This is a genomic window from Natronotalea proteinilytica (assembly GCF_055379935.1).
Map to the genome: position 1 here is coordinate 1,821,664 of NZ_AP043947.1, position 14,165 is coordinate 1,835,828.

Consider the following 14,165-nt stretch of genomic DNA (forward strand, 5'->3'; position numbering starts at 1 on the left):
GATGTACAACCGGCATGAGATCGCCACGTCAGTCGCAGGGCTCCCTCCTCGCGATGACAATGTTGGACCACAACATTCAAGTGTGACACACGGCACTAATACGCGCGCTCGTACAAGAAATTAAAACGCAGGCTCGACTCCCGCCGTATCAGACGACTCATAACCGTATTGGTGAGCTCGTATTCGAGTAACAGGTCAGGTTCCAGCACCTGTGCTTCGTTGCCCTGCGTATTGATGGGCTGCTCGATTGAAGCATAGAAACGAGGCGTAATGTAGCGCCCGACTGTAAGGTACGAGATGCCGTTGGGGCGCACCTGCAGGCGTACCACATCCAATCCCAGTTGCTGAGCCGCCAGATTCTCAACGAAAGAGGACGCCTGCCCGATCGCCAGTTGCGCGGCCAAGTCTCCCCCGCTACCGCCACCTGCCAGAAAGCTATCGGCGGGACGTCCCGTTGCCAGGTAGGACAAAATATTCGACGTGGACATGGGTGGGTCGGAGCTCAGGTCGAGGCTCAGGTTACCCAGGCGACCTTCCGCATTCAGCGTAATGGTCACCTCCACATCCCGGGTTTCGCGAGCGCGCTGCTCATACACCGCAGCGAAATTCATTTGCGGATCGTCGACCGGCCCATCGAACGACAGCGCTCCCTCGTCGATGCGAAAGAGCTGCCCAAACTGCTCAACGGTGCTTCGCGCCGGCACAATATCGATGGAACCGTACAACTCCAGATCCTCGTCGTGCGCTTTTTGCAGATCCAGGTCGCCGTTGAACTGAATGTTCAGGGTAGTGGCCGAACGCGACCGCAGCCATGTTTCGCGGCGGATCTCGACCTCCAGGTCCATGGCCATTGCCTGAAACGTATCGTACGCGGCAGCGTCGGAATCGGCCAGCCGGATGCCAAAGCGCCGTTCTAGCGTAACGCGGTCTTCGTCGGTGAGCGACACCGCATCCAGGTCTTCGGCAGCGGCTTCATCGATTTCATCGTAGAAGATCTCGGCCCGCACCACCTGCACCCGCCCTGTCAACCGGGGGCGCTCGGTTGTACCGCCCAGCGTCATGCGTCCGTTGATGGTGCCGCGTCGATACGCACGCGTGTTGATGGCCATGAAGTTGTCGGCCCGCACATTCAGGTCCATTTCCCCCAGCGTCAGCTCGGCCAGATTAATGACCCCGTTTGCCTGCAGGCGCCCCCCTCCAGATGAACGGATATCTGCCGACTCGACTCGGATCTGGTCGTCATCCAGACGCAGTTGCGCGACGCCATCGCGGTAGCGCGTTTCGAGTTCAGTGAATACGATGCTTAGGTCGTCTACCAGCGCGTCGCCCTGCAATTCGGGGTCGCTTCGCGTACCAGCAACCTGGATATCGGCATCGAAGCGGCCCTCCAATTCTTGAATCGTAGCGGGATCCAGGAAGGGGTTGATCCAATTGATGGCGAAGTCGTCGGCTTGCAGGCTTAGATCCAACGGCGAATCCATAACTTCGACTTCGGTGGCGGTATCCAGCCGCAGGTCAATTGGAAAGTCGCCGTTAAACGCAAGCGTGCTGCCATCGACATGCGTAAGGTCGGCTTGTATATCGAGCGCTAAGTCGCTGTACGTGAGCTGCGAATCGAGGGTACCAATCGACTCACCTTCACTTTGCACGTCAAAGTCGAGCTGGCCATCGAGCGAGGGGTCATCGGCAGCTCCGGTGAGCGTAAACGATCCATTGAGGGTTCCCCCAAGCCCCTCAATATCAACCAGTTCGACGAATGGGGCCACATCGATATTTTCGAGGGTGGCGATCATGCTCTGCGTGCCCTGCGGATCAATACGTCCGTCGGCAGCAATCTGTTGATCGCTGCTCGACACCAGGAAGTTGCTAAGACGCACGGCGGAGCCATCTTGTGTAAGCGTAGCCGGTTGCAACAGGGCCCACGAATCGCCATCGAGATGCATATCAAAACGATCAATCAGCGCAACGAGCGGTTCGTCGGGGTCGAAGGAGGGCACCCCCACATCGATCTGGGCACTGCGCTGCGGATCCAACCGAATCGTAGAGGTCATCGTGGCGCCATCTGTTTGGGTATAGTTGAGGTTGATGCGTGCCTCTTCGGCGGCAAAGGCAGCCAGATCCACAAAATTGAGACGGTTTCGGCTTTCAACGCGGGTGAGGGTTCGGTCGCCATCAAGCGCGCCCGCGACGGTGGTTTCGAGGTCGCTCACACGAATGTCATTGACCACGAGGTTCTCGATATCAACCTGTCCATTAAACCGAAACCCGTCGCCCTCCCCTCGCAGGCGTCCCTCTAACGTGCCGGTATCGGCAGACAGTGTACGCTGACCTGTCACGGCTTCTAACGGCTGAAGGGCGATCAGCTCAACATTTAGTTGGATGTCGGAGTCGGCCTCCGGATTAAAGACAGCGACGTTGCCTTGGGCGTCGGCTGTTAGAACGTTGGAGGTGAGGGTGAAGGAATCAACCGAAAGGTCGCCTTCGGCATATCTGGCACGCAGCCTCGCCTGGTCAACGGTGATGGCGTCGTAAGCGGCTTCGTGCAGATCGAGTTCGGCATCGAAGGCAGCGGTTTCGGGCGTCCATCCGCTACCGCTAACCGACAGCCGCAGTTCGTCAAGATCGGCATCGAGCGTGTCTTGACCGGTAAGGGCAGCTCCGTCAAACTGGTCAGCGCGTACGTCAATCGTGTAGGAAGAATCGGGAAGCGATAGGTCAAACGCGGCATGGGCTGTTCCTACATCGAAGCGGGCATCAAGCGTGCCATCTACGGCGCCGTCTTGAGCATGCAGGGCCAGTTGGGCTTCGTTGAGTTGGGCTTCATTGATCCGCGAGGGGGCAAGTGTGAGCGACCCGTCGAGTGAGAGATCGTCGAGGGTAGCCCCGCGTCCGGTGCCTGCGAGCGTGCCATTGAGGTCGGTGTCGAGGGTTTCGGATCCGGCAAAGGCCCCCAGATTGATCGCATCGAAGGATCCCTCGTCAACCTCAAACGCGGGGCGGTCGTCAAATGGGCGGGCCGTGCCAGCAAGGCGGGCGCGTGCATCGTCGGGGGCCTGCAGCGAAAGATCGAACGTGAGGCGTTCATCGGCATCGATATCGGCCTCCAGGGTAGCAGACTCCAGCAGCTGGTCGTTGATGCGAGACGAGGTCAGTTCGGTGGAAAGGCGTCCGGTGGGCGCTCGGCCTTCTGGCTGCTCCACGGTGGCATGAAAGCGGCCATTCAGCGCTGTATGCTGGTCGGGATCCTGTAGGAAAGGTCCCAAATCGAGATCGGTCAGGCGCCCCTCTCGAAGGGTTAGTGCCAATGGGGTATCGAGCGGACGAGCTTCTAGGTTTGATTCGAAGCGCCCCCAGTTACCCTCTGCATTCAGGGTGGTGGTTACCGTGCCCGCCTCCCACTCGAACGCAGCACGCAAGCGGTCGAACGTGGCCATTCCATAGGCGGTTTGGTCGAGGGTGGCGGTGCCATCCAGCGTCATGGTGTCGGGATCGAATCCGGTGCCGGTGGCCGATGCCTGCATTGTAACACGGGTATCGGGGAGCGTGTCGTCATCCAGAAACGCGTTTAGATTGAAGTTGGTGGTGCGTATCTCGTTGAGCGCAAAGGTTTCGCTTCCATCGAGCGCAGCGCTGGCGGAAGCGGTGAGTCGTCCTCCAGGCACATCCAGGGTCCCCGTTGTTTCAACCTGTTCGCCCTGCAGGCGGGTGGTGCTGGTAAAGCGCTCAATGTTGAGGTCGTTGATGGTGGAAGGACGCAGGTTGATGCTCGCTGTGAGATCACGGTTGTCGGGAGTCAGGCCTTGGCCTTCGAGGGTGGCATCCAGATTGAGACGCGCCGTTAGGTCGGCATCGGGGAGCCATGTGGCGGCATCGAAGTCGTCGATGCTGGCGCGGAAGTCGTAGGCGGGCACCTCTTCAAACGGCGTGGTCGTTCCCTGAACACGCAGGGCTGCGTTGTTAATGCGTGCGTTGGCGTCGAGGCTGGCGGTTCCGTTGTCGAGGGTCACGGCTCCGTCGATTGTTTCGATGGCCATACGCTCAAATTGCGAGTTGCGCACATCGATGCGTGCAGTGCCGTCGAGGGCATCGAGGGTTGGGCCTCTGAAGTCGGCATCGATGCGGGCGTTGAGGATCGTTTCGTCGCCGATGAGGCGGGTGCGGTAGTTGGCGACGTCGATGTCGGTACGGAAGCGCAATTGATCGACAGCTTCGCGCGGCGGGGTGGCTTCGGCGTCCAGCGTCCACGTTCCAGCGCCTTCAACGGACCCTGAACCGGTGCTGCGCCACGTGCCGCTGTGCTGACGCACCTCTAGCTCGAACATATGCACCTCATCGGAGGCTGGGGCGAGGCCCGGCAGAAAGGGGGTGAGGTCGGCAATGGCAAGCGAATCGGCTTGCACATTGAACTGCGCGGCATCGAGCGAGTCGAGCGGGGAGGCTTCGGCAGCGAAGTTGAGCACGCCTGTGCTGCGAAGACGGCTGCGGGGCGCATCCAACTGAATATGTTCGACGGCGAGGGCTTCGGGCGTGAGTGCTGCGGCAGCGTTGAGCGTGAGCGGTGTGCGGGGTTGATCGGGCAAGGAGGCGTGCAACTGGAGCGCGTCGAGTGTGGCGGCGAAGGTATCGCTCACCTGCAGATCGCGCACAGAGAGATCAAGCGCATCAATGGTGGCGGTGGAGTCGGTCTCACTGTGGAAGGAGAGGGTGGCGGCACCGCGTGTTAACTCAGCCTGGTCGATGCGTACGGGAAAGGGCTCATCGTCTGGATCGTCGTCGGTATCGAACGCCTGCAGCACGGGTGTCCAGTTCCAGGTCGTATCGGCTGCTTCGGTGGCATACACCGTGGGGCCGCCCACATGCGCATCGTGCAGATGCAGGGTGCCACGAAGGAGCGCTGGCAGGGCGTACGTTACAGATACGGTGTCGACGGTAGCAAGGCGGCGGGCCTCGTCGTCGGTATCGGGGTGGGCATCGCCATCAAGCGTCCAGGCGATCTCGTAAAGCGTTAGGTTCGAGAACCAGGTGCCCGATGCGCGTTCTACGGTCAGCGTGGTGCCGTCGACCGGATTGAAGCGCTCGGCGGCCCACTGCGCGACATGCGTGCTGGCCCATTCGGTTTGAAGCAGGAGCACAATGCCAAGCAGCCCCCCTAGCACAAGCATAAGGGTGCCCAACACCGCGTTGCGAAAGCGGCGCCCCCAACGGCGGTCGGAGGCGGGCGCCTCGGAAGAAGAATGGTCGTCAGACACAGAGGGTAGGGTCCGCTATGAGTAGGATCACGGTATCATATGCGACACACGCGCAAAGGCTTCGTGGGGAGTTAGGACCGAGGCTCTCTCAGGTCCTAAAACGTTCGTCCGATGCCCATATGGAGACGAAATTGCCGGGTGAACGACGTGGGGGCGTCGGTGGGGGAGCGGCCCTCGCGCAAGGCCTGTCGGATGTCGTCGGGCGCGCGCACATCGAGCGGGTCGGGATTAAGAGGGATTGCAATATCCAGACGGACAAAGCCAAAGGGCGTTTGGTACCGAATGCCTGCTCCCGTGCCAATGCGTACTTGATCGGATGAGGTGGCAAAGCGTTCGGAGTCTTCTCCTGATCGGGCGGGTACGAGGGAGAAGGCGTCGGTGCCTAGCCATCCGGCATCCAGAAAAACGGCAGTACGCCAGTCGCTGCCCAGTCCCGGAAAGGGAAGCCGCAGCTCGGAGTTAATGAGCAGCTTTGTGGTACCGCCTGTAGGGGCAAGCAATGAGGGAATGTCTTCAACATCGGTTGTGTTGATGAACTTGCTTCCGGCCTGATTGATGGGCCAGCCACGCAAATCGGTGCCTCCGCCGGTGTAGAAGAGCACATTGTCAAAGCGATTGCGAAACACAGTGTTGCGCAAGGACGGCTCAGTCTGTAACGCCTCGCGACTGTCACCAAAAGGCATCACGCGTCCGGCAAATGCACGAGCAGCCAAATCGATGCTGCTGCCGATGGGTTGGTAGCCGCTCACCTCCAGCGAGAGCTTGGTGTACTGCATGCCTGATGGGATCAGCGCCCCGGCCATTTCAATGGTAGGACGGACTAAAAACCCCCGGGTCGGCGAGATGTAATCGTCGGTGCGGCCAAACGTGCCGGAGAGCGTGAATACGCTGCGGTTAAACGCGCCGGTGCCCACATCTTCTACCGGAGCATCGGGATCCACAATGATGCCGGTTTGCAGTTCGTCGGGAATAAACTGGCGGCGGCGCTGCAAGGAGTGCCGCAAACTGATGGAGCGAAACGGCAGAAACTCGTATGTTAGCGTAGTGCTGAATCCGTACGTCCCCTCGTTAATGCCCAGGCGTCCGCTTTGCACACCCGGCAGGCGCGGGTTGCGGCGTATTTCGCCAAACGGTTCTAGCGTGACGCTCAGGTCGGGCGTAAACACGTAGGGCTGTCGAATGAGCACACTTCCTCGGAAGCGCCGTTCATTCAGAATGTTACCGGCGGTCCCCGCAAGGAAGGCGGGCAGAAAGTTGGCGTCATCGGGGAAGCCGGTTTCAGCAACGGCCCGTGCAGAAAACGAACGCGCATTGCCAAAGAAGTTACGGTGGCTCCAGCGTCCTTCGGCCGTAATTCCTACGTTGGTGCCATAGCCCGCTTCGCCTGATAGCGTGCGCAGGTTCGACTCGCGTACGCGGTAGCGCACGTTCACCACCGTGTCGCGGGGCTGTTCAGGAACATCGGCCAGCGCTACGCGGAACAGATTCAGGTTGAAGAGCTTGCGTTGGCCTTCCGAAAGCTTATCGGCTGAAAACAGATCGCCTTCGCGTAGGGGCAAGCTGCGTTCAATGATACGACGCTCCACCGATTCATTGCCACTGATTTCAATTTCTCCGACACGCGCTTGCGGACCAGGGTCAACGAAAAACCGGATGTCGGCCGTACGCGCCTCTAGGTCGGTGTCCACCTCGGAGCCCACCCGCAAGAACGCGTAGCCCTGGTTACGCAGCCACCGGGCAACGTCGTCCTCGATGCGTTGGCGGTTGAACTCGGTGTATCGCGAGCCAATTTCAAAATCGGTGTCGTCGCGGAATTCGGCCCACTGATCGCGCATGTCGTCTTCGAATGCAGTAATAGCATATCGCGAGCCATCCTCATTCAGAAAGAGCGCATCTTGAATGATGAGCGGTTGGCCTTCACGAATGGTGATGATCAGACGAATGGTGTTAGACGCCGCGTTAAATTGCGTGGCTGGATAGTCGATTTGCGGTTCAGGAAATCCGTTATCCCGGTAGAACTTGCGGAGGCGCGCAATATCGCGCTGAAAGAGGATGGGGTCGAAAAAGCGTGGGGTGGGCTCCATCAACGGCAGACGTCGTTGCAGGCGATCCCATCCGGTGGGCGCCCGGGTGGCCATGCGCTGTTGCAGACGGTCGGGCGAAAAGCTTTCCGAATCCACAAACCGGAAGCTGATGCTCCGCACCTCGGTGTCGCTATTGACCAGAGACAATGGGTCTTGGGCTTGTGCAGGAAGCGCGCTACCTACTGAAATGACTCCCAGGAAGCAGGTGCCCAGTAGAGCCGTGCCCGCGTAGCGCATCAATAATGAGAAAAGCATAAGTACAGCAAAACCAAAAAATGCAACAGAGGGCCCGGGCGTTCTTTGTTATTCGCAACGGCTTGCACCGCATCATTATTCCAAAACAGAGGCCGGCACTACTTTTCTATGGCCCATCTGATATGGTTCTATCGTCGTCCACATCATTTGCTAGGTAGCTCAAAAGAAATATATTTACACCTTGTCATCGCGAGGAAGGAGCCTGCGACTGACGCGGCGCTCCTCGCAATGACATAATCAAAGATACTTTTGTGGGTCTACTTAGTCTGTAGGAGTGGGCGTAGGCGTGGGCGAGCGTGGGCGTGCCCGGCCCGACATAACGTGGCGGTGCTCATGTAAGGAAGCGACCACAGCGCCAACCATCAAGATGATACCCGAAAAATAGACCCAGAACACAAAGGCGACCAGCAAGCCAAACGTATTTCCGAGAGCAAAAAGGCTTTCATCGGGATTGATATATCGCTCAAAACGGCCTACGTACGTAGCATAGTAGGTAAACGCGTACTTGGTGACCTCCCAAAGTACCGCAGCCAGTGCAGCTCCAATAAGGGCGCTCCGTTTGCGCGGATGCGGCATAGGTACAAAATAGTAGAGATGAAAGAACATCGCCATCGTAATGAGCAGCGGAAGTGTCCAGGCAAGCAGCCCAGCCCCCATGCGAAGCAGTTGATGGAGCCACGATGCATCTAGCCCCCAGCCAATGAGGGTGGCTCCACTAATTTGCGTAGTAGCAATGAAGGAGAGCAGAATGGTTGCTAGAAATAGCAGCCCCACCTGTACGACCATGCGAATGTCGAACAGGTATCCTTGAAACAACGACCGTCCGGTATGCCAATCTTGCGCAAAAGCGTTCCGTACCGCAATGCGCAAGGTGATGAACAAAGAAAACACGGATAGAAAGAGCCCCACGCCGCCAATACCAATGACCGCCCCACTTGCATCCTGCAGTTGGTGAATCAGTGCAATGATTTGGTCTTCCTGGCCTTCAGGCACCAATTCACGAATGATGCGCGCTACGGCATCAAAAGAAGCATCGCCTCGCAGCACGCGGCCCAACAAACCAATCGCCAAAATGAAGATGGGAACCACGCTGATAAGCACCTTAAACGCAATAGCTTGTGCCCACAGAAATAGGTCTTTTTTCTGGAGCTCCTGCACAAGCCCGTAGACATAGTACAGCGCAATGGCTTGAAACGCGGCGCGGCGTTGCGAAGAGGCGCTGGCGGTAGCTGCTTCGTGAGCCGCATCGGCTCGTAAGGTGGCCGGATCAGGGGCGCGGAGCGGGGCCGCTTTGCGAACGGCATCGTTGATGCGCGATTCGGACGTAGGGTCAGCATTTTCGGAAGGCTCTGCCCCAGAATCAGCCGGTGAGGGTTCAGGCGATGCTTCAGACGGCGGTTCGGAAGGCGGATCTGGGGCTGATGCGCCGTTGGAATGTGGAGAAGAGGGGGACGTCATACAATAAAGGCCAGGCGTTCAATCAAGGCATCCGGTGATTAGCAGAACCGGGACCGTCATAAACTCGTGGAGCAATGCAGGGTTCGGAGGCCGTGATTGTCAATCCTAAACGTGGTGGTGTGGAGCGACTTCGTGCTAAAGTAGCCACTGCACATTTTCCTCCATTCTGTGCGCCTGACTGTGGCGGAGACCTGCCTTTCAACATGCAAGGTCTCGAGGCTTCACAGCGTGCTGTAGTACGTGTTTAGCGACTTGCTCTCAAGTCGCCGGGGACGCAAGCAGTCCCTGGCTACGGATTTGACTTACATCGTTCCGTTCTGTAGCCCGGAATCAGGAGCGAAGCGGATATCCCGGGCGGAAATCATCTATAGCCATGGTGGGATTTAACCGTGGCGTTTTGTACCTTTCAGCATATCCATATTCTGTACACCAACCTACCTGTTGTATGATGCCTGCTACCTGTACCCGTCTGTCCTCCTTCGGGCTTGCGCTCGCACTGCTGATAGCCGGACTCGGCTACACCTCGCCCAGTGCGCATGCACAGTCCGAAACCGATCTTACCGAGGCCTACGAACGCGCCGAGGCGTTGCTAAGCTGGAACCTACAAGACAAGGTATACCGCAGCAGCGTATCGCCCAACTGGTACACCGATGACCATTTCTGGTACCGGATCGATACGCCCGAAGGCCATGAATTTGTTCGTGTAGATGCAGCGGCTGCCGAACGCGCGCCCGCCTTCGACCATGAGGCGCTGGCTGATGCCATAGGCGAAGCCCATGACGACCTCGACGACGTCGATCGCTACGATTTACCGTTTACGTCCTTCGAGTATGCCGACGACGAATCGGCGATCACGTTCACTCACGATGAAAAGCGCTGGCAGTGCGACATAGACGCCTACTCCTGCGTCATTGAGGGCGACGACTACACCGCCGACCTGCCTTCGCATATCACCTCACCCGATGGCAACCGTGCTGCCTATATCAAGGACCATAACCTGTGGATGCGAGATCTGAACACAGGAGAAGACACACAGCTCACCGACGATGGCGCCGAGCACTACGGCTACGCCGCCGACTCGCAAGGCTGGCGCAGTTCCGACATGCCCATCCTGAAGTGGTCGCCCGATGGGTCGCGCATTGCTACCTACCGCCTCGATGAGCGGAGCACCCCCCACATGCATCTGCTGCGCATGGAGACAGGGCGCCCCGAGCTTGAATCGCGTCCCTATGCGATTCCCGGCGACCCCGACGATGTGGTGCCCATGCACGAACGCGTCGTTATTGACGTGGAAGATCCCGGTGTGGTTGCCCTCGATATGGAACCCGATCACCAGCGCACATCCAGCTGCTGCGGGCTGTCTCGGGCTGGCGAGCTGGCTGATGTCGAGTGGAGCGACGACAGCGAAACACTGGCCGTTGTCTCCACCTCGCGCGACTATAACACGGTAACCCTCCGCCTGGCCGATGCCGAAACCGGTGCGGTGGAAACCATCTACAGCGAGACCGATGAACCGTTCTTTGAGTCCAACCTGCAGTCACGCGGCGTCCCCAACTGGCGCGTGCTCCACGACCACGATGCATTCATCTGGTTTACCCGTAGCGACGGATGGGGGCACCTCTACCTGCACGATCTGGAAAGCGGCGAGCAAATCGCACGGCTCACCGAAGGCGACTGGAACGTGATGGATGTGCTGCATGTGGACGAAGACGACGAAACGTTGCTGTTCTCCGCGGTAGGCCGCGAAGCTGACCGCAACCGCTATCACAACCACTTGTATCGGGTAGACTTCGATGGCAACAACATGGAGTTGCTTTCGCCTGAAGCAGCCGATCACAACTTCAGCGTGTCGCCTACCGGAGCCCACATCGTAGATACGTACTCCACGTACGACACACCGCCCGAGTCGGTCTTGCGCGCCTCCAATGGCGATGTAACCATCGAACTCGAATCAGCGGATGTATCCGAGCTCAAGGAAACCGATTGGCAGCCCCCCGAGCACTTCACCGCGATGGGCCGCGATGGCGAAACGGAAGTGCACGGCGCACTTTACAAGCCGTCGGACTTCGACCCCGAGTCGTCCTATCCCATTGTGAACTCGATCTACCCGGGTCCACAGACGGGCAGCATTGGTACACGCAGCTTCACCACGAACCGACGCGGACAGGCGCATGCGCTGGCCGAACTCGGATTTATTGTCGTGCAGATTGATGCGACCGGCACCCCGCTCCGCTCAAAAGACTTCCACACCAAGTGGTACGGCGACATGGCCGATAACGGCCTGCCCGACCAGCGTGCGGCCATGGAGGAGCTGGCCGAGCGCTACGATTGGATCGACCTTGATCGCGTGGGCATGTATGGCCACTCGGGCGGCGGTTTTGCGACCGCAGCAGCGCTGTTCGATCACGGCGACTTCTTCCATGTAGGCGTGTCTGGAGCTGGAAACCACGACAACCGTGGCTACACGTTCTACTGGGGCGAGAAGTACCAGGGGCTGCTCGATGAAGATGAAACCGAGGACGGCGATACGTACACCAACCAGGCCAACCAATTGCGTGCGAACAACCTGGAGGGCGATCTGCTCATCACGTATGGTACGATGGACGATAACGTGCACCCCAACATGACACTGCAGGTCGTGGATGCGCTCATTGAACACAACAAAGATTTCGACCTGATTGTGATGCCTAACCGCAATCACGGATACGCGAATGAGCCGTATATCCTGCGCCGTACGTGGGACTACTTTGTAGAGCACCTGCTTGGTGAAACGCCACCTACGGAGTACACCATTGAGCGATAGCTCACGTACTACTGTGTCACACCTGAATGTTAGGGAACGGAGACCATGCCAAACTCTGCCCCCCAAAATCTGTCATTATGAGCGCAGCCGAACTATCTCCGCGAGGTTTAGCGGCTACTGGTGATTCAACGGCCCTGTCCAGTTCGTGGGAGATCTCTCGATAGACGGAGCCGCTCCGCTCAAGATGACATCATTAAAACGGGGCGTGCTGCACCCCAAAGACTGACCTGTGACACAACAGTACGCGCATTCTACGTTCTCATAAGGGCGGCCTGACCTTCAGGTCGCCCTTTTTTGCTGGAATACGTTGGTTACAATTAAAGAGGGTGTCCTCATCGAGATGACCGAGCATGGGCAGTGCGCCGATGTCGCCACGTCATGACGGCCAGTGCGGTCATCAGGCCGAGTAGGTTGGCAACCACGTCGAACACATCGCCGTGGCGGCTTTCCAGAAAGGCATACTGAATGAGTTCGGTGCCTACAGCCAGTCCTGCACCAACGGTTAGCACGGCGCCAAACCGTGCGCGAAACGACCATTGCACCCACGAAAGGCGACGCGCCGAGAGGGCCTCCATCCAGAGCGTGCCAAATCCCGCGAACATCACGAAGTGAACGATTTTATCGAAGCCAATGACCGATGGCGTGTCGGGAACGGAATCGCCGGGCAGGGTAACGGCTACCAGGATACCGAGCGTCCACAAAACGGCAGCGGCTTGGAGCCAGCGAGGGGGAAGGCGATCTATCATACAACCGTAGGTAACAAATCGATCAGGTCGAGCGGAGAGAGTGTGCGTGCATCGTGGGTGTCGGCGTAGCGGTCAGCGGCGCGCCCGCCCCAGTGTAGGGCTGCGGCGGCGGCATCGAGTGGGGGTGTGCCCTGCGCGGCCAGCCCTGCGCACAATCCAGCCAGCACATCGCCCGTTCCCGCCACAGCCAACGCCGGCCCACCCGTACGTCCAACGTAGGTGTTCCCCGTCGGATCGGCGACCACACTGGGATGGCCTTTCAGCAGAAGCGTTGCGTTCCAATCAGCCGCGTACTGCTGGGCAAGAGAGATGCGCCGGTTCCAGTCCAGCGAGTTGGTAGCGGTCAGCCGCCGGAACTCCCCCGCGTGCGGCGTGAGGATCCATCGGCTGCTCGACTGCTTTCGGCAAAGGTCGAGATGATCCGTCAGCGCAGGAAGCGCCCCCGCATCCCATACAATGGGCCCGTTGAACGCCGTTGCTACGCGCCGAACAAGCGTTTGCGTGGCAGCATCGGTTGATAAGCCGGGACCGAGCAGTACGGCACGGGCTTTTTCGAGCAGCGGCTGCAGCACGTTTAAGGCAGAACCGGGTTCGAGAACCGATCCGGTTTCGGGAAGGCCATGCACTGGAAATGCAGGGCTGTGTGTGGCCACCTGGCCTTGAATGGAGGCGGGTACGGCACAGGCAACGTATCCAGCCCCACTTCGGGCAGCAGCACGGGCTGCGAGTATGGGAGCACCGGGATAGGGCGCGCTGCCTCCAATAACGAGCACCATGCCCACGTTGTATTTGTGAGCGGTATGGTCGCGCTGGGGACGTGCGGCCTGCACCAGCGCATCGGTGGTGGCATGGGCACAGCCGGGATTGGTGGCGGCGTCGTGCAGCACGTGCTGAGGGATGCCAATGCGAACCGTCTGTATCTGCCCGGCGTGCGCAGGTCCCTCTGCGAGACGCCCACCCACCTTCTCGGCCCCAAACGCTACGGTAGAATGGGCGCGAACGGTGGGGTCGTGTGACTGTCCGGTATCGCCATGAAGACCCGAGGGGATGTCTAATGCAACGGTTGGCGCTTCAGTTGCATTGAGGCGGCGTATCACAGTGGCTAACGGCTCCCGCGGGGCATCGGACAGACCGGTGCCGAGTAGTGCGTCTACGCACACCTGGGGACGCAGTGTGGTGAGTGGCGGACACGCGTCGGGCGTGGTGACAACGGTGTGGTGAAGGTGATCGGCGTATGTGCTGGCGAGTCGCTGCAGAATCTGAGCGTTGGCTCCGGCGTCTCCTTCGTACTCGGAGAGCGGAATGGACGTGAGCAGATGAACGTGTGCCTCCCGGTCGAGCAGCTCACGCGCCACGACAAGCCCATCGCCCCCATTGTTGCCACTTCCACAGGCGATAACGACACGCATGCCGGAGAGCGGGCCGTAGTTCTGGACGATATGCCGAGTCGCCTGTTGGCCCGCGGTCTCCATAAGCACCTGTCCAGGTACCCCCAGCGTGTTGATGGTGTACGCATCGGCTGTGCGCATGGCATCGGCAGTAAGTAACGGAAGGCCATGCATAGACATAA

The 14,165-nt window shown here is 59.1% G+C and carries 6 protein-coding genes; 1 reads left to right on the forward strand and 5 read right to left on the reverse strand.

The genetic code is table 11. The features are described 5' to 3' along the window. Positions 1–95: 95 nt before the first annotated feature. From ACZ5AL_RS07375 to ACZ5AL_RS07385, 3 genes are all read right to left on the reverse strand, one after another. Positions 96–5,249, reverse strand: a complete 5,154-nt coding sequence (locus tag ACZ5AL_RS07375; RefSeq protein WP_464513212.1) for a translocation/assembly module TamB domain-containing protein — start codon at positions 5,247–5,249, stop codon at positions 96–98. 95 nt (positions 5,250–5,344) lie between these two features. Next, the gene (locus tag ACZ5AL_RS07380) at positions 5,345–7,588 is read right to left on the reverse strand and encodes a BamA/OMP85 family outer membrane protein (RefSeq protein WP_464513214.1); all 2,244 of its coding nucleotides are present in this window, start codon (positions 7,586–7,588) and stop codon (positions 5,345–5,347) included. 261 nt (positions 7,589–7,849) lie between these two features. Next, positions 7,850–9,046, reverse strand: coding sequence for a YihY/virulence factor BrkB family protein (locus ACZ5AL_RS07385; protein WP_464513215.1), 1,197 nt, complete (start codon positions 9,044–9,046; stop codon positions 7,850–7,852). 445 nt (positions 9,047–9,491) lie between these two features. Between ACZ5AL_RS07385 and ACZ5AL_RS07390 the strand changes: the two genes are divergently transcribed. After that, positions 9,492–11,849, forward strand: a complete 2,358-nt coding sequence (locus ACZ5AL_RS07390) for a S9 family peptidase (protein ID WP_464513216.1) — start codon at positions 9,492–9,494, stop codon at positions 11,847–11,849. Between the two features lie 332 nt (positions 11,850–12,181). On the opposite strand, the gene ACZ5AL_RS07395 is transcribed toward ACZ5AL_RS07390, so the two are convergent. Beyond that, positions 12,182–12,595 (reverse strand): VanZ family protein, encoded by a 414-nt coding sequence (locus tag ACZ5AL_RS07395; RefSeq protein ID WP_464513217.1) that lies wholly within the window; start codon positions 12,593–12,595, stop codon positions 12,182–12,184. Continuing rightward, entirely contained in the window at positions 12,592–14,163 is a 1,572-nt protein-coding gene (locus tag ACZ5AL_RS07400) for an NAD(P)H-hydrate dehydratase (RefSeq protein WP_464513219.1), read from the reverse strand. Before ACZ5AL_RS07400 ends, ACZ5AL_RS07395 begins: the two co-directional genes overlap by 4 nt. Positions 14,164–14,165 lie beyond the last annotated feature (2 nt).